Annotated in this window: 21 protein-coding genes; 16 read left to right on the top strand and 5 right to left on the bottom strand. The window is 71.0% G+C overall.

The annotated features are described in order from the left end of the window. The first annotated feature begins 6 nt into the window (after positions 1 to 6). From SM754_RS19100 to SM754_RS19085, 4 genes are all read left to right on the top strand, one after another. Positions 7 to 1,182 (top strand): thiamine ABC transporter substrate-binding protein, encoded by a 1,176-nt coding sequence (locus tag SM754_RS19100; RefSeq protein ID WP_323677754.1) that lies wholly within the window; start codon positions 7 to 9, stop codon positions 1,180 to 1,182. A 97-nt stretch (positions 1,183 to 1,279) separates the two neighbouring features. Then, on the top strand, positions 1,280 to 3,157 hold the full coding sequence (locus SM754_RS19095) for an ABC transporter permease (protein ID WP_323677753.1): 1,878 nt from the start codon (positions 1,280 to 1,282) through the stop codon (positions 3,155 to 3,157). Continuing rightward, complete coding sequence (locus SM754_RS19090) at positions 3,154 to 4,236, top strand: ABC transporter ATP-binding protein (RefSeq protein WP_323677752.1); 1,083 nt, start codon at positions 3,154 to 3,156, stop codon at positions 4,234 to 4,236. The genes SM754_RS19095 and SM754_RS19090 overlap by 4 nt, the downstream gene beginning before the upstream one ends. A gap of 49 nt (positions 4,237 to 4,285) precedes the next feature. Next, on the top strand, positions 4,286 to 5,014 hold the full coding sequence (locus SM754_RS19085; protein ID WP_323677751.1) for an SDR family NAD(P)-dependent oxidoreductase: 729 nt from the start codon (positions 4,286 to 4,288) through the stop codon (positions 5,012 to 5,014). 27 nt (positions 5,015 to 5,041) lie between these two features. Here SM754_RS19085 and SM754_RS19080 read toward each other — a convergent pair whose 3' ends face one another. Continuing rightward, positions 5,042 to 7,366 (bottom strand): ATP-dependent DNA helicase, encoded by a 2,325-nt coding sequence (locus SM754_RS19080; RefSeq protein ID WP_501993827.1) that lies wholly within the window; start codon positions 7,364 to 7,366, stop codon positions 5,042 to 5,044. Between the two features lie 336 nt (positions 7,367 to 7,702). Between SM754_RS19080 and SM754_RS19075 the strand changes: the two genes are divergently transcribed. From SM754_RS19075 to SM754_RS19060, 4 genes are all read left to right on the top strand, one after another. After that, positions 7,703 to 7,918, top strand: a complete 216-nt coding sequence (locus SM754_RS19075) for a hypothetical protein (protein ID WP_323677749.1) — start codon at positions 7,703 to 7,705, stop codon at positions 7,916 to 7,918. 96 nt (positions 7,919 to 8,014) lie between these two features. Next, a complete protein-coding gene (locus tag SM754_RS19070; RefSeq protein ID WP_323677748.1) occupies positions 8,015 to 9,280 on the top strand; it encodes a 60S ribosomal export protein NMD3 in 1,266 nt (421 codons plus the stop codon). Next, positions 9,277 to 10,473, top strand: coding sequence for a class I SAM-dependent methyltransferase (locus tag SM754_RS19065; RefSeq protein WP_323677747.1), 1,197 nt, complete (start codon positions 9,277 to 9,279; stop codon positions 10,471 to 10,473). Before SM754_RS19070 ends, SM754_RS19065 begins: the two co-directional genes overlap by 4 nt. 186 nt (positions 10,474 to 10,659) lie before the next feature. After that, positions 10,660 to 10,956, top strand: coding sequence for a hypothetical protein (locus tag SM754_RS19060; protein ID WP_323677746.1), 297 nt, complete (start codon positions 10,660 to 10,662; stop codon positions 10,954 to 10,956). A 286-nt stretch (positions 10,957 to 11,242) separates the two neighbouring features. Here SM754_RS19060 and SM754_RS19055 read toward each other — a convergent pair whose 3' ends face one another. The 3 genes from SM754_RS19055 to SM754_RS19045 all read right to left on the bottom strand — a co-directional run bounded on the left by SM754_RS19055 (position 11,243) and on the right by SM754_RS19045 (position 13,682). Further along, complete coding sequence (locus tag SM754_RS19055) at positions 11,243 to 13,030, bottom strand: helicase C-terminal domain-containing protein (RefSeq protein WP_323677745.1); 1,788 nt, start codon at positions 13,028 to 13,030, stop codon at positions 11,243 to 11,245. A 95-nt stretch (positions 13,031 to 13,125) separates the two neighbouring features. Next, positions 13,126 to 13,431, bottom strand: coding sequence for a hypothetical protein (locus SM754_RS19050; protein WP_323677744.1), 306 nt, complete (start codon positions 13,429 to 13,431; stop codon positions 13,126 to 13,128). Between the two features lie 56 nt (positions 13,432 to 13,487). After that, positions 13,488 to 13,682: a DUF7561 family protein gene (locus SM754_RS19045; protein ID WP_323677743.1), complete on the bottom strand. Its 195-nt coding sequence runs from the start codon at positions 13,680 to 13,682 to the stop codon at positions 13,488 to 13,490. 185 nt (positions 13,683 to 13,867) lie between these two features. On the opposite strand from SM754_RS19045, the gene SM754_RS19040 reads away from it, so the two are divergent. The 4 genes from SM754_RS19040 (at position 13,868) to SM754_RS19025 (ending at position 17,317) form a co-directional block, all read left to right on the top strand. Beyond that, on the top strand, positions 13,868 to 14,467 hold the full coding sequence (locus SM754_RS19040; protein WP_323677742.1) for a DUF5789 family protein: 600 nt from the start codon (positions 13,868 to 13,870) through the stop codon (positions 14,465 to 14,467). 118 nt (positions 14,468 to 14,585) lie between these two features. Next, entirely contained in the window at positions 14,586 to 15,479 is an 894-nt protein-coding gene (locus tag SM754_RS19035; protein WP_323677741.1) for a YkgJ family cysteine cluster protein, read from the top strand. Positions 15,480 to 15,554: 75 nt separating this feature from the next. After that, positions 15,555 to 16,487, top strand: a complete 933-nt coding sequence (locus tag SM754_RS19030) for an NAD(P)H-binding protein (protein ID WP_323677740.1) — start codon at positions 15,555 to 15,557, stop codon at positions 16,485 to 16,487. Then, positions 16,484 to 17,317: a DUF7530 family protein gene (locus SM754_RS19025; RefSeq protein WP_501993825.1), complete on the top strand. Its 834-nt coding sequence runs from the start codon at positions 16,484 to 16,486 to the stop codon at positions 17,315 to 17,317. Before SM754_RS19030 ends, SM754_RS19025 begins: the two co-directional genes overlap by 4 nt. 115 nt (positions 17,318 to 17,432) lie before the next feature. Here the strand turns inward: SM754_RS19025 and SM754_RS19020 are convergent, their stop codons facing one another. Next, positions 17,433 to 17,606: a DUF5786 family protein gene (locus tag SM754_RS19020; protein ID WP_323677791.1), complete on the bottom strand. Its 174-nt coding sequence runs from the start codon at positions 17,604 to 17,606 to the stop codon at positions 17,433 to 17,435. Positions 17,607 to 17,812: 206 nt separating this feature from the next. Here SM754_RS19020 and SM754_RS19015 point away from each other — a divergent pair, with 206 nt between their 5' ends. The 4 genes from SM754_RS19015 to SM754_RS19000 all read left to right on the top strand — a co-directional run bounded on the left by SM754_RS19015 (position 17,813) and on the right by SM754_RS19000 (position 21,318). After that, on the top strand, positions 17,813 to 18,829 hold the full coding sequence (locus tag SM754_RS19015; RefSeq protein ID WP_323677739.1) for a DUF5784 family protein: 1,017 nt from the start codon (positions 17,813 to 17,815) through the stop codon (positions 18,827 to 18,829). A gap of 123 nt (positions 18,830 to 18,952) precedes the next feature. Further along, the gene (locus SM754_RS19010) at positions 18,953 to 19,852 is read left to right on the top strand and encodes a DUF7351 domain-containing protein (RefSeq protein WP_323677738.1); all 900 of its coding nucleotides are present in this window, start codon (positions 18,953 to 18,955) and stop codon (positions 19,850 to 19,852) included. Positions 19,853 to 20,125: 273 nt separating this feature from the next. After that, a complete protein-coding gene (locus SM754_RS19005) occupies positions 20,126 to 21,025 on the top strand; it encodes a tetratricopeptide repeat protein (RefSeq protein WP_501993824.1) in 900 nt (299 codons plus the stop codon). Next, entirely contained in the window at positions 21,025 to 21,318 is a 294-nt protein-coding gene (locus SM754_RS19000; protein ID WP_323677790.1) for a DUF424 family protein, read from the top strand. Before SM754_RS19005 ends, SM754_RS19000 begins: the two co-directional genes overlap by 1 nt. The last annotated feature ends 5 nt before the right edge of the window (positions 21,319 to 21,323 follow it).

The following is a 21,323-nucleotide window of genomic DNA, read 5'->3' as shown; positions in this document are numbered from 1 at the left end:
CGAGTCATGAGACGACGTCGTTTCCTGCAGGCCGCCGGGAGCACGAGCGCGCTCGCGCTCGCCGGCTGTCTCGTACAGGACGAAGGGAGCACGAGCACGACGCCGCCTACCGACGAGACGACCACGAGCGGTGACGGCGCGACCAGCACCACGAGCCGGACGACGACCGAGGCCGGCCCCGACCACTCCGGGACCGTCACCGTCGCGACCTACGAGTCGTTCCTGAACGCGCCAAGCGAGAGCTACGACGCGCCCGGGAAGTTCGTCAAGGAGCGCTTCGAGGAGGCGTACCCGGAGGCGACCGTGGAGTACACCGTCCCGAGCAACGGCCTGAACGAGTACATCCAGCGCCGGAAGCAGGGCGCGAGCGTCGACGCCGACGTCTACGTCGGCCTGAACGTCGACGACCTCGTTCGGATCGACGAGAACCTCGGGAGCAAGCGCCTCTTCCAGTCCCTCGACCGCGGGCGGATGGAGCACGCGGACCGCGTCCGCGACAGCCTCGACTTCGGCGACCCGAGCGGGCGAGCGCTCGCGTACGACACGGGCTACATCAGTCTCGTGTACGACGAGCGCGACGTCGACGCCCCGAAGACCCTCGACGACCTCGCCACGAGTCCCTACAAGAGCAAGCTCCTCGCGCAGACCGCGCAAGGCACGGACACCGGGCAGGCGTTCCTCCTCTGGACGATCGCGGAGAAGGGCGCCGACGGCTACCTCGACTACTGGGAGTCGTTGTTGGAGAACGACGTGAAGGTGCTCGGGTCGTGGTGGGATTCGTATAAGGCGTACCTCGACGACCAGCGACCGATGGTCGTCTCGTACTCCACGGACCAGGTGTACGCGAACCGCGACGGTCAGAACATGGCCAAGCACCAGGTCGGGTTCCCGAACGACCAGGGGTACGCGAACCCCGAAGGCATGGGCGTCGTCAACGGCACCGAGGAGACGGACCTGGCGTACGCGTTCATGGACTTCGTGCTCCGCGGGGACGTCCAGCGGACCATCGCGCTCTCGAACGTCCAGTTCCCCGCGGTCGAGGACGAGTACGTCGACCTGCCCGCGGAGTTCAGCGACTACGCGTACCGCCCCGAGAACGCCGTCTCCCTGGGGTACGACGAACTGAAGGGGAACCTCTCCGGGTGGGTTGAGGACTGGTCGCGACTCGTCGCCGGCAACTGACGGCGCGCACTCGACCATCGGTCGCTCGCGAGGGCGTCTCGTCGGTGGAATCGAGGAGACCGCTGCAGCTAACATCGTCGCTCTCACATCACGACCCGTGTCACAGTCGACGCCCGACTCGCCGTCTCGCGCGTTCGTCCAGCGGTTCGTGGACGAGCACGCGCTCGCGGTCGGCGTCGGCGGAACCGCGGTCGTCCTCCTCCTCGTGCTGTACGTGCCGGTCGGCGTCGTGTTCTCCGAGGCGTTCGGCGTCGACGGGACGCCGTCGCTCGCGCGGTTCGCGGACGTGTTCACCGACGGCTTCTACGTCGGTGCGCTCGCCGGCGTCCTCGACTCGCCGTTCGCTTTCGGCGAGCACGCCGCCGCCGTCGCGGGGTTCGTCGGCGGGTTCGGGGTGCGCGTCGCGACGCTCGGTCCGGTTCCCTATCCCGCGCCCGTCCTCCCGTCGGTCGACACCGGCCTGTTCGGGTTCACGGCGTGGCAGGCGCTCCTCTCCACCGTCGCGAGCGTCCTCATCGGCCTCCCCGCGGCGTACGTCCTCGCGACGTTCGAGTTCCGCGGCCGGCGAACCCTGCGCTCGATAACCATCCTCCCGTTCGTCCTCCCCGGCATCCTCGTCGCCGCCGGGTTCTTCGCCGCGTTCGGCGAATCCGGGCTCCTGAACGACGTCCTCAGCGTCGTCGGCCTCCACCAGTCGCTGCTGGAGACGAGCCCGCTGTTCGTCGTGATACTGGCGCACGCGTTCTACAACGCCCCCCTAATCGCTCGCGTCACGACCGGCGCGTGGGAGTCCGTCGACGCCCGCATGGTCGAGACCGCACGGAGTCTCGGCGCACCGCGACGACGGGCGTTCCGCGACGTCGTCGTCCCGCAGCTCCTCCCCGCGGTGCTCGCCGGCGCACTCCTCACGTACGTGTTCACGTTCATGACGTTCCCCATCGTGCTCGCGCTCGGCGGCCTCCAGCTCGCCACCGTCGAGGTCTGGGTGTACAACGCCGCGCAGAACCTCGACGTGCCGACGGCCGCGACGCTCGCCGTCGTCGAGACCGCGATCTCGCTCGCGCTCACGTACGCCTACCTCCGATACGAGTCCGGGCGGAGCGGCCTCGGGAGCGCGGGCGTGGACGTCGACCGCGAGCGCTTCCTCCCCGACCTGGGGGCGCTCGACGCGAAACGCGTCGCGGTCCTGGCGTACGGCGCGTTCGCCGCCGTCCTGTTCCTCGCTCCGATCGCCGCGCTCCTCGTGGAGTCGTTCACCGACGGCGCCGGGTTCACGCTCGACAACTACGCGTTCCTCGTGCAGCGACAGACGACCGGCGCGGCGTTCCAGACGAAGCCGCTCGACGCCATCGCGAACTCGCTCCTGTTCGCGACCGCGACGCTCCTCGTCGCCGTCCCGATGGGCGTCGTCGTCGCCGTCGTCTCCAGCGGCCGCGGCCGCACCCGGACCGTCGTCGACGCGCTCACGATGCTCCCCGTCGCCGTCTCCGGCATCGTGTTCGGCGTCGGCCTGCTCACCGGACTCGTGTTCGGCATCGACCTCCCCGGCCCGTACCGCCTCCAGGTGACGGGCGTGGTCGCGGTCGTCGCCGCGCACGCCGTCGCCGCGTACCCCTTCGTCGTCCGGAACGTCAAACCGCAGCTGGCCGCCGTCGACCGCGCGCTCGTCGAGTCCGCCAGAGCGCTCGGCGCGACCCGCGTCCGCGCACTGCTCGACGTCCAGCTCCCGCTCGTCTGGCCGGGCGTGCTCGCCGGTGCGGCGTTCGCGTTCGCGATCAGCATGGGCGAGTTCGACTCCACCGTCATCCTCGCCACCCAGTCGAGCACCGCGACGATGCCGGTCGCGGTCGAACGCTACCTCGGCCGGACGCTCGGCCCCGCGATGGCGATGGGGTCCGTGCTTCTGGTCGTCACCGCGGCGAGCTTCGTCGCGGTCGACCGCCTCGGCGGCTACATCGGAGGAATCCAACGATGACAGACCTGACGCTCGATGCCGTCTCGGTGACCTACGGCACCACGACCGCGCTCGACGGCGTCTCGCTGGCCGTGCGCGACGGCGAGTTCTTCACGCTCGTCGGTCCCTCGGGCTGCGGGAAGACGACGACGCTCCGCGCCATCGCCGGGTTCGAACGACCGACCGCCGGGCACGTTCGCTTCGGCGACCGGGACGTCACCGCCGTCCCGCCCGAGGAGCGCGACGTCGGCGTCGTCTTCCAGAACTACGCGCTCTTCCCGCACATGACCGTCGGCGAGAACGTCGCCTACGGCCTCAACTTCGCCGACCCGCCCGGCGGCGTCTCGACCGACGAGCGCGTCGCCGAACTCCTCGAACTCGTCGACATGGCCGGGTTCGCGGACCGCGACCCGGAGTCGCTCTCGGGCGGCCAGCAGCAACGCGTCGCGCTCGCCAGAGCGCTCGCGCCCGGCCCGGACGTCCTCCTGCTCGACGAACCGATGAGCGCGCTCGACGCCCGCCTCCGCGAGCACCTCCGCCGGCAGGTCAAGCGCGTGCAGCGCGAACTCGACATCACCACGGTATACGTCACGCACGACCAGGAGGAGGCGCTCGCCGTCAGCGACCGGCTCGCGGTCGTCAACGACGGCCGCATCGAGCAGGTCGGCACGCCAGAGCAGGTGTACCGCGAACCGGAGACGCGGTTCGTCGCCGGGTTCGTCGGCGAGAACAACCTGCTGGACGGCACCGTCGCGGGCGTCGACGCGGACGGCGGCGTCCGCGTTCGCGCGAACGACACCGAGTTCGCGGTCGCCGGCGGCGTCGCCGGCGGGGAATCGGGACCCGATTCGACGACGCCGCTCGCGGTCGGCGACCACGTCACCGTCTCCGTCCGGCCCGCCGCACTCGACCCCGGCGTCGACGCGAACCGCCTCGAACTCGCCGTGACCGACGCGGCGTTCCTCGGCGAACGCGTCCGCGTCGACGGCGACTGGCACGGGACCCGCGTCGTCGCACACCTCGAGGAACGCCCGAGCGCCGACACCGTCACGCTCGGGTTCGCGCCCGAGGACGCCCGCGTCGTCGCCATCGAGGACTGACCGTGGGCCCGGGCGACCGCTTAACACGCCGCCGTGGATAGCTCCGGCCATGAACCCCGATTCCGCCATCGTCGTCGGCGTCGGCCCCGGCCTCGGCGCTGCGGTCACCGAGCGACTGGCGAGCGAGGGCGTCGCCGTCGCGCCCGTCGCCCGCTCGGCGGACTCCCTCGACGAACTCGCCGCCGACGCGCCCGGTCCCGGTACCGTCGACCCCTACCCGGGGGACGCCACCGACCCCGAGCACGTCCAGCACGTCGTCGACGCGGTCCGGGACGCACACGGTCCCGTCGACTGCCTCGTCCTGAACGTCCCCGGTCCCGACGACGCCGGCCAGGGCGTCGCCGAGACCACGCCCGAAGCCGTCGAACGCTGCTGGCGCATGCAGGTCGACACCGCCGTCCGGTGGACGGACGCCGCGCTCGACGACCTCCGGGCGCCCGCGGACGCCGACGCCTCCGGCGCCGTCCTCGCGACGAACTCGATGGCCGCGACCACGGCCTCCAGCAGTCCCGCCCGCGGCGCCGCTCGCCACGGCCTCCGCGGCCTCATGCGCGCGTACGCCGACATCCTCGGCGCACGCGGCGTGCACGTCTCGCACTGTCTCGTCGGCGGCTGGCTCGACAAACCCAGCCTCCGCGAGCGCTTCCCCGACCACGACACGTGGACCGACCCCGACGCCGTCGCCGACACCGTCTGGCACGCCCTCACTCAACCCGCGAGCGCGTGGACGTTCGAGTTCGACGTCCGCGCCAGCGGCGACGACCTCCGACCGCTCTGACCGGCCGCGCCTCCTCACGGCCGCCCGTCAGTCGAGCTTCGACCGGAACCGGTCCATCGCGAGGTCGAGCATGTCCGGACTCACGGGCTGGAACTCCTCGCGTTCGACCGCGGGGATGAACCCACGCACCGAGTTCCACGAGTCGCGAGCGTACCGTTCGTCGACGAGCACGCGCACGCCGACCTCGTCGACGCCGCGGATGACCCGTCCGACCGCCTGCCTCGCCTTCCGGACCGCGGGCACCGTCAGCGCGTACTCGAAGCCGTTCCCGAACGCGTCGTCGTACGCGCGCTGCACCGCCCTCGTCCGGGGACTCGCGGTGTTGACGAGCGGGACGCCACAGACCACGGCGGCCTGCAGGCGGTCGCCCTCGTAGTCCACGCCCTCAGTGAGCGTGCCGCGCAGGGACGTGACGAGGACCTTCCCGTCGCCCGCGAAGAAGTCGTCCTTCAGCGCCTCGGTCGCGTCGTCCGCGCTCGACTCGTCCAGCAGCACGGGCTTGTCCAGTTTTCGTTCGAGCGCGCTCGCCATCCACGCCGCCTCCGCGTAGTTCGGCATCCCCACGAGCGCGTTCCCGTCGACGCTCGCGACCTCGCTCACCGCGTCGACGTACATCCGGCGCGTCTCGTTCCCGCCGTCGGCGGGTTCGATTCGACCCGGGTCCGGTGTCGGCCCGCGGTTCTGGTACGTGAACTTCGGCGCGGCCACCGCGAAGCTCTCGCGGTTCTCCGCGGGGAAGTGCAGCCCATAGGTTCTGGTCTCCACCGGCCGGTCCTCGCGTTCGAGCGCGTCCAGGCCCGTCACCTCCGCGAACACGTCGAGCGGCTCCAGCGTCGCCGACATGAGGACGCCGCCGCCGAACTCGGCGAGGTGCTCGGCGAGCACGTCCGACGGCACGCAGTTCTGTATCGAGAGGTGCGCGTTGTACGCCCGCCGCCACGACTCCGGCGGTTCCGCGTCGTCCCACGTCCGCTCCAGGTCGATTTCCCGGAAGTACCGCGTGTGGTCGCGGGTCTGCCACGCCGCCAAGACGCGTCCCGCCGTGGCGCACGCGCGCTGCTTCTCCTCGTCGGCCTGCTCGTTCAGGATCCGCTGGGCGGTCGCGCCCACCGACTCCGCGGTCGTCCAGAAGTTCGGGCCGTACCCCACGCGCTCGGCCCACTCCGTCAGCTCGTCCTCCTGTGGGGTCTCCGGGTCCCGCAGGGGTATCTCCGCGTCCGGGAGGTCCGCGAGGTCCGCGCGCCACCCGCGGTGCTCGCGGTCCAGGTACGCCTCGACGCGCCGCGACAGCTCCTCGCGGAGGTCGCGGACGAAGTCCCGGGTCGCCCGCACGTCGTCGACGTCGAGGTCGGTCTCCGCGAGCTCGCCGCGGACGAGTTCCGCGTCCGCCTTCGTGTGCTGGGTCGCGTCCCCCGTGCCGTCCTCGTCGAACGCCACCGGCTGGATGACTCGCGTCAGCTCCGCCTCGGCATCGCGCAACGTCCGGTCGGCGACGCCGTCGCTCACGAGGTCCCTGACTCGGGGTTCGAGCATGTGCGCCTCGTCGCAGACGACGAACGTCGACTCGTCGAGCAGCGCGCCCGTGAACGCCTCGACCGTCGTCGGGTCGAACGCGTGATAGTAGTTCCCGACGACGACCTCCACCTCGTTCAGGAGCACGCCCATCAGCGAGTGCGGGCACGTCCCGTACTCCATCCCGGCGGCGACGAGGTCGTCGGGCCGCATGAGGCCGGCGTCGGTCACGTCGAAGGGAATGCCCTCGGCGGCGTCGCCGTCCTCGGGGATGTCCGCGAGGTACTGCGCGTAGAACGGACAGTACTCGACGGTCGTCCGGTCGGTCCCGTACTCCGGTATCTCGCGGGGGTACGGCGACGGCTCGCCCGCGCTCTCCAGGTACGTCGCGCCCGCCGACGCCGACGGCCCGCTCGCCAGGTCGACCTGTTGGCTGCGCGCCTGGCCGGCGAGCGAGTCCGCCGAGGTCTCCCCGCCCTCGCCGGTGAGGTCGCGCGTCTTCTCCCGGAGGGTCTCGCAGCGCTCGTACACCGACCCCTGCCCGAACCCCGCCGCGTCCTCGCGCTCGTACGGACAGACGTCGGCCTTCCCGACGAGCGTCATCGCGCTCACCGGGTCGTACCCGCTCGGGAGGTTCGCGTTGATCGTCTCCAGGTCCTCCTCGAACTGTCGGAGCTGCTGTTTCACGCTCGTCAACACCATCACGCGCTCGAACTCGGAGTCCGGGTCGCGCACGAGATGCAGGCCCGCAGTCAGTGCGAGCATCGTCTTCCCCGTCCCGCACGCGCCTTCGAGGACCGTGAACCCGCCGTCGCGCGCGGTGTCGACCGCCGCGTCGATACCGTCCTCCTGCTCCGGATAGGGTTCTGAGTGTCCGAAGACGTCGTCCCACGCGGGTGCGTCCTCGGCCGCGGAACCGTTCGCGTGCTCGCTCGCGGACGCGTCGCTGTCCGCGTCGTCCGTCGGGGCGTCTCGGTCGTCGCCGGCGTCCGCTGTCACTGGAAGGGGCATGGGGTTCGTGGCCGCAAAGGCCTGTCGAACGTCGCCGCGGCATCGCACTTGAACCCACGGCCGGCGGTCGGTCGCGTGCGGCCGGCGGTCGACCGCTGGCGTCGAGTCGTATCGCGTGCCGCGTCCGAAGGCAGAACTATGTGGCGTCGCGTCGTCGTGCCGGCCGTGACCGAGCGTCCCGCGACCGACGCCGTCCGTCGGGCACTCCGGCATCGCGAGCGGAACGTCCTCGCGGTCGCGGTCGTCGTCGGCGCGTTCGCGCTCGCGGCGGCCGTGGGCACGCCGACCGCGTACTTCACCGCGTCCCTCGTCGCGTTCTGCGCGTGGATGGCGTGGTTCGTGCACGCCGTCATCGCGTGGATCCGCCTCGCCGACTTCTGACCGCGGCGCGACCCGTCCACTCGACCCGGAGGACCGTCGCGCTCGCGACGCACGTACCGCGAGCCTTTTCGGCGCGAGCGCCGTACGAATCGGGTAATGACCGACGCGGACGCCGACGCCGACGACCCAAGCAACCCGCCCGACGCGGACGACACTATCGAGCGCGCCGACAGCCAAACGAACGACCACGCCGACGACGCAGGCCACGCGGCGACCCAAACCGGTCCCGCCGACGAACTCCTCGGTCACGAGGACGCGGACGCAGGGTCGAGCGTGCTCTGCCCGCGCTGTGGGGAGCCGTTGAGCGAGCACGCGGCGAAGGACCCGCTCGGGAAGTCCGAGGTCGGCGTGTGCGACGACTGCTACTTCGACCAGTTCGAGCTCGTGAACGCGCCCGACGAGCTCCGGATAGAGGTGTGTGCGCGCTGCGGCGCCCTCCATCGCGGGAACCGCTGGGTGGACGTCGGCGCGAAGGACTACACGGACGTCGCCATCGACGAGGTCGCCGAATCCCTCGCCGTGCACGTCGACGCACGCGACGTCACGTGGGAGGTCGACCCCGAGCAGGTCGACCAGAACAACGTCAAGATGCACTGCTCGTTCTCCGGAATCGTCCGCGGCCAGTTTCGCGAAGCACACGTCACGGTCCCGGTGAGCATCGCGCGCCAGACGTGCCAGCGCTGCGGGCGCATCGCGGGCGACGCCTACGCGAGCGTCGTCCAGGTTCGCGCCGTCGACCGCCTCCCCGACAGCGACGAGGTCGAACGCGCGAAGGACATCGCGAACGACATCGTCGGCGCGATGGAGGCGACGGGGTCACGGGATGCGTTCGTCTCGAAGATGACGGAGGACGGCGACGGCCTGAACGTCAAGCTGTCGACGACGAACCTCGGGAAGAAGGTCGCGAGCAAGATCACCGAGGAGTTCGGCGGGGACTGGGAGGACCACGAGACGCTCGTCACGGAGGACGAGGACGGGAACGAGGTGTACCGCGTGACGTACGCCGTCCGCCTCCCCGAGTTCCGTCCGGGCGACGTCATCGACCCGGAGGACGACGACGGCCCCATCCTCGTCCGGTCCGTGCAGGGGAACCTGAAGGGGCTCCGGTTGGCGTCCGGTGACCGCTTCGAGGCGAGCTACGAGGTCGGGGACGCCCCGGACGCGCGTAAGCTCGGTACCATCGACGACGGTGTGTCGACGACGCTCGTCGCGTACGAGGACGAGCACGCCGTCCAGGTGCTGGACCCGGAGACGTACCAGTCGACGACGGTGCCCCGGCCGGACTACCTGGACGCGGACGCCGGGACCGAGGTGCCCGTCCTCCGGCATCGGAACGGCCTGCACGTTCTCCCCGACGAATGACCGACGAGGAACCCTCCGCCGAGGACGCCCGGGAGTCGGACGACGCCGGGACCGCCGGCGATACCGGGACGCGAGCGCTCGACGCGGCGAGCGCGGACCGGGACGCGCCGCTCGCGGCGGTGGTCGCGAAGCCGCGCGCGGAGGTCGCGACCGCCGGATTGCGCGCCGAGGGCGTCTACGACGACGACCGTGCGGTGCGTGCGTTCGACGCCGACACCGTCGCGCTCCCCGTCACGAGCGCTCCGCAGGAGACCGCTGTCAGGCGGGTCGTCCGCCAGCCCGACCCCGAGTACCGGTCGCGCGAACTCGCGGACTACCTCCGCGAGCGCGGCTGGAGCGACGACCAGATAGCGACCGCGCCGGGGTCGTGGGCGGTCGTCGGCTCCGTGGTGCTCGTCGACGACGGCGACTACCACGACGACGCCGAGCTCGGCGACGCCCTCCTGGAACTCCACGGGAACGCCGACACCGTCTGCGTCCGCAGCGGCGTCTCCGGCGTCCACCGCACGCCGGACCTCCGCATCGTCGCCGGGACGGGCGACACCGAGACCGTGCACGTCGAGCACGGGACGCGGTACGCGCTCGACTGCGCGACGGTCATGTTCTCGCCGGGCAACCAGGCCGAGCGCGCCCGCATGGGCGAGGTCGTCGCCGAGGGCGAGCGCGTGCTCGACATGTTCGCCGGCATCGGGTACTTCGCGCTCCCGATGGCGCGCGCCGGCGCCGACGTCACCGCCGTCGAACTGAACCCGGAGGCGTACCGGTACCTCGTCGAGAACGCGCAGTTGAACGAGGTGACCGAGAACCTCCGGCCCATCCTCGGCGACTGCCGGGACGTCGACGCGACCGCCGACCGCGTCGTCATGGGGTACTACGGCGTCAGCGAGGACGCCAGCGACGGTCGCGGCGAGGACGACGACGTCGAATCGGGCGAGGACGCCGACGCGAGCGAGACGCCGCGCGCGCTCGAAGCGTTCGACTACCTCGACGCCGCCCTCGACGCGCTCGAACCCGGCGGCGTCGTCCACGTCCACGCCGCCGTCCACGACTCGGAGGTCCCCGACGCGGTCGCCGGCCGCGTCCGCGACGCGATCCGCGACCGCGGCCGCGAGCCGACCGTCGACGCCGTCCGCCGCGTCAAATCCCACAGCGCCGGTGTCGCGCACGTCGTCCTCGACGTCACCGTCGACTGAGAGTTCCCGGCAACGAACCCGCGTCGTGCTCGTGGCGTGCTATCGGTTCGCGTTTCGATCGTTCAAAACCACGCGAGCACCGTCGAACGAGCGTCTCGTCGTCGTTCGAACCGTCTCGCGAACGGTCGTGAACGACGCGAACGACCACGACCCCCTTTCATCGGCGAGCGCCGAGTCCGGAGTACGATGCGTCCAGAACGAGACCGGTCCGCCGTCCTCGGCGAGGCCGCCACGGTCGTCGCACTGACCTTCGGATTCCGACTCGCCGGCGAGCTCGCCGCCGGCGCCCTCGGATGGGTGACGGGGCCGCTCGACGGGACCGCGGGCGAACTCGCCGCGACGGTGACGAGCGCGCTCGCCGCGTCGCTGACGTGGACGGGCGTCGTCGTCGCCGCCGCGTACATCTACCTGCGCGTTACGCGCTACCGGCGGACGACGCCCGACCCCGAGGAGCAGACAACGAGGTACGGGACCAACGGCTGAGTTCGCGTTCGGCGCGCCGGGCACGACGACGCGCTCGCGTATCGAGCGTCGAACCGTCCGAACCCTTGAAATCCCTGCGGACGGAACACGCCCGTATGGACCGACAGCAACTGTTCGCCGTCCTCATGGTCGGCATGATGGTGCTCTCCGGCGTCGCGTACGCCATCAGCTTCATCTAACCCGCCGGGTTCGCCCGAACGGTCGGGTTCGCCCGGACGGCCGGCTGCATCCGAACGGTCGACTCGACCGCACGCGAGTCCAGTCGCTCGCCGCGACCGGCTCGCGTTCAATCGTGATTCCAGACGTCCGCCATCTCCGAACCCTGTTTCCGCGAGCGACGCCGCCGCGAGTACCCGCCGTCGTCGTCGCGCCCGTCGTCGCCGCCGGCGTCGGTCCCGACGCTCGTCGACGACCCCCGAGCGCCGTTCATGCCCGCGAGCGCCTCGCGCGCCGATATTTCGGGAAGCGACGGCTGGCTCATCCGGTCGACCTGCGCCGCGAACCAGTCCGGCATGTCGGTCCGGGCGCGCTCGAAGAGGTCGAGCAGGCTCGAATCCGCGACGTACGTGTGCCCGACGTCCTCCGGCGACCGGACGACGCGCCCGCACGCCTGGATGACGGTGCGGAGCGCCGCGCGGTAGTACCACGCCCACTGGCCCTGTTCCAGGCGGTGCGCGACCCGCGAGTCGCCCGTGTTCAGGTACGGTGCCTTGCACAGCACCTGCCAGCGACAGAGGTCGCCCTCCAGGTCGAGCGCCTCCTCCATCTTCACCGAGAGGAAGAGTTCGGGGTCACTGCGGGCCTTCCAGACGTCGAGTTCGGCGTCCCGGTCGTCCTTGCCGTGCGTCCGCAGGCGGTCGCCGACGCCGAGGTCACGGAGGTGCTCGCGCAACCGGTCCTGTATCGCGTAGCTGTGACAGTGCACGAGCCCCTTCTCGTCGGGATGGCGCTGCATCAGCCGGACGATGGTCCGCGCGAGCTTCGGGATGGTGTCGTCGCGGTGCTCGTACGTCATCTTCCCCTGGGTGACGTCGTACAGCGGCCGGTGCTCGACCGGGAACGTGTGCGGGACGTCCACGAGCGTCACCCTGTCGGGGTCGAGGCCGACGCCCCGACAGAACGCGTCCTTGTCGAGCATCGTCGCCGACAGCAGCGCGAACCTGTTCCCGCGCTCCCACACCGTATGCGAGAGGTACTTCTCGGGGTTCATCGGCTTCACGCGGGCCGGCGTGCCCGCGCCGTCGGGCTGGTCGACCACCCACTCCGTCGCCGAGTCGCGGTCGCGGTAGTCCTTGACGAACCACCCGAGCTCGGAGATGAGCTCCTGCAGGCGGTCGCGTTCCTTCGCCTGGTCCGGGGTCAACTCGTCCTCGACGAGGAGGTCGTCCTTCCGGCGGGTCGCGGTCCCCTGGACGCTGTCCGCGAACCGCGCCGCGCGCTCGACGTCCCCGTCCATCTCGGGGACCTTCAGGTCGTCCCACATCGGGACGGTCTCGGGCGACAGCTCGACGGTTGCGTACATCTCCGCCCACTCCGCGAGCCCGTGGGCCTCGTCGACGACGACCACGTCGCGCTTGCGGAACACCTCCGAGCCCGCGGTCTGCATGAAGTACGCGAGCGTCATCGCCGCGATGGAGCGGTTCGACGCGATGGCGCGGTCCGAGAAGTACGGGCAGCGATGCTGTATCGAGCAATCGTACCCGGACTCGCGCACGCACGGCGCCTGGTCGACCGGCGTCTCCGTCTCCCCGGGCAGGATGCAGTTGTAGTTGTTCTTCCCGCGGATGATCGAGAGGTCCTGCAGGAGCGCGTCGCCCTCGACGTCGTCGAGCTGACTCACCTGCGGCGTGGTGTAGTACGCGCCCGCCGCCTCGCTCGGCGCGACCTCGTCGACCTTGTCGGCACAGCCCGCGATGGCTCTGGCGAGCAGGCTCTTCCCGCTCCCCGTCGGCGCACGTACCAGCACCACGTCGTTCCCGTCGTCGAACGCCGCCTTGATGTCCCGGAGCGCCTGCTCCTGGGCGCCGCGGTACGACGGCGCGGGGAACGCGTCGAACATCCGGTCCGTATCCACTATCCTACTTCGAGCACGCCCCGCGCAAAAGCTCCCGCGGTCGACGACGCACCGCGGCCGCTCGTCTCCCCGGTCTCCGCGGACGCGCCCCGACCTCACTCGTCGTCGTCGACGTCGACACCGGGTGGGTCACCCCACTCGTTCGCCTCGCGTCGCTGGTCCGCGGGCGTCGGGCCGTCCGGCCCGCTCGGGCCACCGGGACCGGTGAGCGCGTTCGCGACCGCCGCGCCGAGCGCGACCCCGAGGAGTCCGACGACCGCCGCGAGCACGAGCGGGTCACCGACCGCACCGAGCCCGCCCGCCGACTGCTCCAAGACCGTCACGAGCACGCCCCCGAGGACGATGGAGCCGACCGCCGCGAGCGAGAGCGCGAGCACGAGCAACCGACGGGACGCGACCATACCCGCGAGTTCGGTCGCCAGCGCCGAGTGCGTTACGGGGCGTCGGTCGCGAGCGGCTACGCCCCGGGCACGTCGCCTTTCGTCGGGTCGTCGGGGAGCGATTCGATGCAGTCGAAGCAGAGGAACGCTTCGGTGCCGTCGTCGAACTCGAGGGTCATGCCGCCGGAGGGCCCGGGCGCGGTCCACATGTCGCCGATGCCGCCGGCGACGCGGACGCGCTTCCCGCAGCCGTCACAGGGGTCGGTCGTCACACGAGCGAGTCGGTGCCAGCGCCGCAAGTGTCTTTCTCCGAGCCGGCCGCAGTCCGTGGCCGCGACCCGCGAGCCGTGGCCACGACTGGTAGGGTGGCCGCGCGATGGTGAGGTGACCGCGCGAAGTGGCTCGCGAGTGACCGCTTTGGCACAGGGTTATTCGTCCAGCTCTCGTATGCTAGAGGATGGCAGACAATAAACGAGGGCGAGAGAAACAGGCGGACGACGCCGACAGACGCCAGCGGGAGCGCGCCATCAGGACCGCCATCGAGCGCGCGGACGAGCCCGAGCCGCCGGTCGATTCGAGCGAACTCGCCGAACTGGAGCGAGCGCTCGACGACGTCGCGTTCCCGGCGACGGGCGTCGAGGTCGTCGCCGCCGTCGGCGAGCGCGAGGTCCGGACGGGCGCGGACACGTACGCCGTCGCGGCGCTCGTCCCGGAGACGGACGTCGAGACGTTCGACTCCCCGACCGCGGTCCGCGAGCGAGTGCAGCGACCGACGGTCGCCGGGGCGATGAAACGCGTCGCGGAGGCCGCGGCGACGCTCCCGGACCCGGAGTTCCCCGAGTCACAGCGCGACGGCTACCAGCGGACGTTCGCGGCGCTCGCGGACGTCGACGCCGCCGACGACGACGAACCCATCGGCGTCATCGCCGACTGGATCGTCGAGCGCATCCACGAGAAGGAGGCCCTTCCCGGGAGTCGAGACGTGCGTCGGGAGGCGGCGAAGCACTGCCGGAAGCGCGGCTATCCCGTCCGGGACGACGAGTGGCTCGGCGTCTGAACGCCGGGACTCCCTCCCCGAGTCGGGAACGGCGACGGGACGCGGCCCCGGACGACCGTCGCGTCGACCGACGACGACCGAGCGAGGTATTTCGTCGTTGCGTGCAGAAGGGCCGAGTATGCGCGTGAACTGCGAGGGCTGCGCGGGCTGCTGCGTCGACTGGCGGTCGCTGTCGGCGACGCCGGACGACCACGAGCGCGTCGGCCCCGAACGCCCGCTCGACGACGTGTACAACCTCGTGCCGTTGACGCGCGACGAGGTCCGTGACTTCGTCACCGCGGGGTTCGCGGACGCGCTCGCGCCGCGGCTCTGGGAGCGCACGCCCGCCGCCGGCGACGCGGGCGAGGCGTCCGACCGGTCGGTGCGCGTCGACGGGTTCGACGTCGCCGCCGTCGCGGGCCGCCCGGCGTTCTTCGTCGGCCTCCGGAAGCCGCCGAAGCCGGTCGCGCCGGTCGGCGCCGACGAGACGTCGTGGCTCCCGACGTGCGCGTTCCTCGACCCCGAGACCTTGCAGTGCCGCGTCCACGACGACGAGCTGTACCCCGACGAGTGCGCGACCTACCCGGGGCGGAACCTCCTCATGGACGTGGAGTCCGTGTGCGAGCGCGTCGAGCGCGAGTTCGGCGCACCCGGCGACCGCCTCGTCGAGGAGTCGGTGCCGGCGGACGCCGAACCGCTGTTCGGCCCGCAGGCGCTCGGGGGGAAGGTGTTCGCGCACCCCGACCCCGGCGCGCTCGACGGACGCGTCGCGCGGCTCGCGGCGGGCGAGGCGACCGCCGCGGACCGCGCGGAGTTCGTCGCCACCGCGGCCGCCGCCAGCCCCGGCCGCATCGAGCGGAACGACGACGCCTACGAGCGCTACCGCGACCGCGCGCTCGACGCCGGCTCCTGGGTCGGCGCCGCCATCGACGACTGGGAGACGCGCGCCGCCAGCGGAGAGCCGTCCGACCCCGGCCTCGCCGAGCGCGTCGAGGACGCCAGGGGCGCGCCCGAGACGCCCGGCTGGGACTGACCGACGTCGCGACGAGCGGTTCGTTTCGACGGCGTTGGAGGCATCCTTAAGACGGCGGCGGCCCGACCCCGTGGTATGCGCGTGTTGGTGACCGGTGCGACGGGGTTCGTCGGCGGCGAGTTGATCCCCGCGCTCATCGCGGGCGACCACGACGTCGTCGCACTGGTCCGGAACCGCGAGGACTACCCCGGGAACGAGGTCGAGGTCCACGAGGGCGACCTCCTCGAGCCAGACAGCCTCGGCGGCGCGTTCGACGACGTGGACGTCGCGTACTACCTCGTGCACTCGATGCGCTCCGGCGAGGACTTCGCCGAGCGCGACGAGCGCGCGGCGCGGAACTTCGTCGCCGCCGCCGACGCCGCGGGCGTCGACCGCGTCGTCTACCTCGGCGGGCTCGGCGAGGAAGGCGAGGACCTGAGCGAGCACCTCGCGTCCCGCCGGAGCGTCGAGGCGGTCCTCAGCGAGGGCGAGTTCGACCTGACGACGCTGCGCGCCGCCATCATCGTCGGCGCCGAGTCGGTGAGCTTCGAGATGATAACGCAGCTCGTCGGCCGCCTCCCCGTGATGATCACGCCGCGCTGGGTGAACACGCCCTGTCAACCCATCGCGGTGAGCGACGTCGTCGGGTACCTCACTGGCGTCCTCAGTCGCCCGCACACCGCCGGTGAGACCTACGAGATAGGTGGCCCGGACGTCCTCACGTACCGCGAGATGCTGGAACGCACCGCCGAGGCGATGGGGAAGCGATTGTACATCGTCCCCGTACCGGTGTTGACGCCGCGGCTCTCGGCCTACTGGGTCAACCTCGTCTCGGACGTCCCGAAGGAAGTGGCTCACCCCCTCATCGAGGGGCTGAAGAACCCGGTCGTCGTCGAGGACGACCGGCTCGCCGACGAGATCGACGTCGCGTTGACGCCGTTCGACTCGGCGGTCCGCCGCGCGCTCTCCCGGTCGGCGAACGGGAGCGGCGGCAGCCCGCTCCAGGGCGGGAGCCCCGGACTGCAGTGACCCGCTCGTCAGACGACGCCGCGTCCGCCGACGCGGCCACGACGGACGCGGAAGGTCGTCCCCCTGGGGACGCTGGCGGGACGGCGTCCGACGGTGACGCTGCGGGACGACGTGCCGACGCGCAGTACGGCGACGCGTGGGTGTACGAGAGCATCGTCGGCGCGCTCCCTGGCGTCGACGTCGGCTCCTCGACCGCCATCGGCATTCAGGTGCTCGCGTTCGAGGCGGGCGTGCTCGTGGTCGCGGCGCTGTACGGACTGTGGGCCGGTGTCGTCGTCGGCACCGCCGCGGTCGCGGTCGCCGCGGTCGGGAGCGCGCTCATGCTCGCGTACGCGAGGCGCATCCGCGAGCTCGACGCCCCGGAACCGTACCGACGGCTGCTGTTCGGGTCGAACGTCGAGGTCGTCCTGGGCGTGCTCGCGTTCGTCGCCGTCGTCACGCACCTGTTCGTGTACGACCCGCGCGTCGCAGCCGACCCGCTCGTCGCCGCGCTCCTCGGCGACGAACCGCCGGTGTTGGCGACGTACCTGACGCTGCTCGTGCTCTGGGACGTCGTCTACCGGATCGGGACGAGCTGGTGGGCGGCGGTCGCGGCCGTCTGGCGGGCGTACACGTTCGAGTTCGACGCGGCCCGGAGTCGTGCGTTCGCTCGCGCCGACGGACTGAACCTCGCGTTCGCCGCGGTCCAGTTGGCGTTCGTCCCGTTCGTCCTCGACCGACCGGTGCTGCTCGTCGTGCTGCTCGGGCACGTGCTCGCCGTGGCGGCTGCGACCGCGCTCTCCGTCGGTCTGACGCTCGCCGGCGTCGACGACAGCGCCCCGTCCACGTGACGCGGCCGCTGGACGCGAGCCGACAGCGCCACGTGACCCGATCACCGGATGCGAGTGGAGTGCCGCGGCTGGCAGCGGCGTCGAATCTCCCCCCGCGAGTCGCCGGACGTCGCGACTACTCCTCCTGAAGTTGCTTGAACTGGTCGAGCAGTTCCTCGGTGGATTCGCCCGAGTCGTACTCGACCTCGCCGTGGTAGACCGTCCGCTCGTCGTCGAAGTCCGCGTCGACGTGCGTGGACTTCTCCTCGCGACGTTCGTACTCGTCCTCGTCGTAAGCACCCATCGACATGCTAACCATCACCGTGATAAGGCATGTCTATATTTGAACCTGTCGACGGTACGCGTTCACGTGGCATGAAAGTCCAGGGTGCAAGTGGTCTTGGGCGTTCCATCACGCGGTCCGCCTGCGAGGGGAGTTCGAACCGTCTCGATGCCGACCGACGACAGCGCGCGCATGCCGTGGCTCTCATGTGACAGGGGGGCGTATCGGGCGACGTGGCACGCCCCCTCCGCTTCCGGTACTCGCAGGGCCGCTGGACCGACCAGCAGGTCCACCAGCAGATTTTCTCGCCGCTCGACGACAACCTCGGAGCGACCAGGACCACGCCCCACTACCGGCCGCCGGACGGCTGGACGGGCGTGCGGTTCGAGATGGACAACGGCGACATCGCGCTCTTCCTCTACGACGACAGCGAGGCGTACTGGCTCGGGAACACCGAGACGCCGAGCGCGCTCTGGCGGACCGACAAACGCGACTGGGACGAGATACCCTACCCGGTCCACCGCTGGGCGCAGCGCGAACTGCTCGCTGACCTCGCGGTCGAGGCGCCGTGGACGACGGAGTACCCGCACGTCGCGTGGTTCTTCCTGCCCGTCCTGATGAGCAAGGACGGGCGACACACCACGCGCGAGTTCCTCTCCGAGCACGCCTGCGGGTTCCCGGACGCCGACGCGGACGACGCGCTCGCGTTCCTCGAACGCGTCCTCGACACGGGCGTCCTCGACGACGACCGCCACGTCATGGCGGGCAAGCTCGGGACCAGCGAGTACCTCGACCTGACGCGGATGGCGTCGGCGATCGCGGAGTACGTCGCCGCGTGGCTCCTCACCGAAGCCGGCTACGACGTCGTCCCCGAGATCGACGTCGCGGGCGGCTACAGCCTCGATTACCGCGCCATCGCGTCGGACGGGACGAGCAACCTCGTCGAGGTGACGCGCCCGCTCCCGCCCCAGGACCGGTCCGCGAACGATCCCGTGACCGCGATCCGGGAGACCGCGCAGACGAAGACCACCGGCCAGCTCGAAGCGCACGGCGGCGGCGTGACGCTGTTCGTCGACTGTTCGAGCTACCACGACGACCAGTGGGCCGCCGTCCGTGGCGAACGCCCGGACGTCCACCATCGGCCCGCGCTCGTCTACCGCGTCCGCCCGGACGGCAGCGTCGAGGGCTACACGAAGGGGTCGGTCCCGCTCGACCTCTCCGGCGTCGTCGACGTCGTCGCACGGGACTGAGCGCGTGAGAGGAGCGGTCGTACGCTCCACGCACGCCCGGTCCCGGCTGGAGCTGCGGGCGACCACTGTTGCTGGGCGAACTGCCGCCAAACCGTTAACAATCTGCGTGTGGTCCGTCGGAACATGCCGAGCACGGGCGACGGGTCCCGGAACGACGACGACTCCCCGGTCGATGCGTTCGCGATCGTCGGCAACGAGATCAGAGCGGCGATCGTCCGCGCCCTGGGCGACGCCCGGGTCGAGCAGGGTGCTCCACCAGTGCTGTCGTTCTCGGAACTACGGTCGCGGACCGACACCGACGTGGGGTCCAGCCAGTTCAACTATCACCTCAAGCAACTGGTCGGGCGGTACGTCGAATCGCTCGAAGACGGGTACCGGATGCGCGCCGAAGGACGCCGGCTCTACGGCATGATTCGCGGAGGGACCTTCGAAGAGAGCGACTCCGTCCACGGGATCGACGCCGGGTTCGCGTGCCACTACTGTGGAGCGGACGTCACCGCGACGATCGAGAAGAGCATGGTCTCGGTCGAATGTCCCGACTGTGCGTACACGTACGGGTACTCCGGCGCGCCACCTGGGGTCGTCGCGGGAGGGTCGGCGGCGCTGGACCGAGTGGCCGCGTTCTACCAGCATCGCCACCTCGCGTTCGCTCGCAGCGTCTGCATCACTTGCGGGAACGAGCTCGACACCGAACTCCTGGACGCCGAGACGGCGCCGTACGCCGACTCCGACCGCAGAGCGCTGTCGGTGTACCGGTCGTGCACTCACTGCGGCGATCAGCGGCATCTGACGCTCGGCACCGCGCTCCTGCCCGATGGGGACGTCGTTTCGTTCTGTCACGAGCACGGCGTCGACGTGTTCTCGACGCCGCTGTGGGAACTGGAGTTCGCGGCAACCGACCGCGGCGTGACCGTCCGGTCGACCGACCCCTGGCTGGTCGGCCTCACCATCGAGTTCGATGGGGACGCGCTCACGCTTGTCGCCGACGGCGACCTGAACGTCGTCGAGCGGACCCGGTCGTGAGACGAACGCCGCTGTCGACGCGACCGCGAACCGCGTGGTCGACGTGCCGGATGCGCGTTTCGTCCCCAGCGGGACCGCTGGAACCGGACCACCGCTCGTAGCGTTCGGCGGAGCGACCGCGTTCGCTTCCGGTTCGCGTGGGGACCGGTGTCGTCCGTGCGAACGGGTCGCGAACCCCCTTCGCTTCCACTGGAGATACGCACGACCGCGTGGTGGTCCGCTCTGACGCCGCGAGCGAAGGGCTTACCCGCGCTCGTCGCCAAATCCACTTCCATGACCGAGGAGAACCCCGACCGAGACCACGAGTACTCCTCCGGCCAGGGGTTCGACGACCCCTACGCCGAGTTCGACATCGACCCGCCGGAGCTCGACGTCGACCCGTCGAAGGTCGACCCCGTCGACAGCCGCGTCGTCACCGACCTCCTGGACCGCGAGAACACGAACGCGAACGCCGTCGACGCCGAGGAGCTGCTCGACGTCGGCCTGAACTACGTCGCCATCAACCGCTACGAGCAGGCCGTGGACACGTTCCAGCGCGTCGCCCAGTTCACCGACGACGACGCCCTCGCGCAGGAGGGCTGGGTGAACAAGGGCGCGGCGCACGCCGAACTCGAGGAGTGGGACGAGGCCATCGGTGCGTACCGGGAGGCCCTCAAGATCGACGACGAGTCCGAGCACGCCGCGAGCGCCGAGACGAACCTCGCGTACGCGCTCTGGGAGTCCGGCGACGTCTCGCGCGCCCTGGAGCACTCCGAGCGCGCCGTCGAGATCGACGACCGGTTCGGGCAGGCGTGGTACAACCGCGGGTTCTTCCTCGCGGAGCGCGGGCTCTCCGAGGACGCCGTGCAGTGCTTCGACAACGCCATCCGCCTCGGCATGCGGAACTCCCAGATTCTAGAGGAGAAGGCGCGGGCGCTCGAGGACATGGGCGAGGACGAGCGCGCCGAGGAGGTCGCCGCGGAGGCCGAGGAGCTCCGCGAGGACATGGAGCAGCAGATGGTCGACGCCCAGACCGGGCAGGCACCCGGTAACGCGCCCGAGGGGCTCCGCGGCGAGGACCCCCGACCCGACCCCAGCGAGGACCCGCGCGTCGACGGCGACGACCCGCGAGGCGGCGGCCGCGACGGCCGAGGCGACCGTCGAGGTGGTCCGGGCGGCGGTGGTCCGCTGTGATACTGCTCAGCGAACGGGAGACGACCGAGGGGTTGCTCGTCGCGGCCTGCGACGCGGACCTGCTCGGTGAGACGTTCGAGGACGGCGAGCTCTCGTTGACCGTCACCGAGGAGTTCTACGGCGGCGACGAGGTCGAGCCGGCGGCGGCGGTCGACGCGGTCCGTCGCGCGGACGTCGCGAACCTCGTCGGCACCGAGACCGTCGCGGCCGCGGTCGACGCCGGCGTCGTCGACGAGAGTACGGTCCTTGAGGTCGAGGACACGCTGCACGCGCAGGTTCTGCGGCTCGGGTGAGTCGG

The organism is Halorubellus amylolyticus (assembly GCF_034808145.1).
Taxonomy (GTDB): Archaea; Halobacteriota; Halobacteria; order Halobacteriales; family Natrialbaceae; genus Halorubellus.
This window is presented reverse-complemented; position numbering and strand designations above follow the sequence as displayed.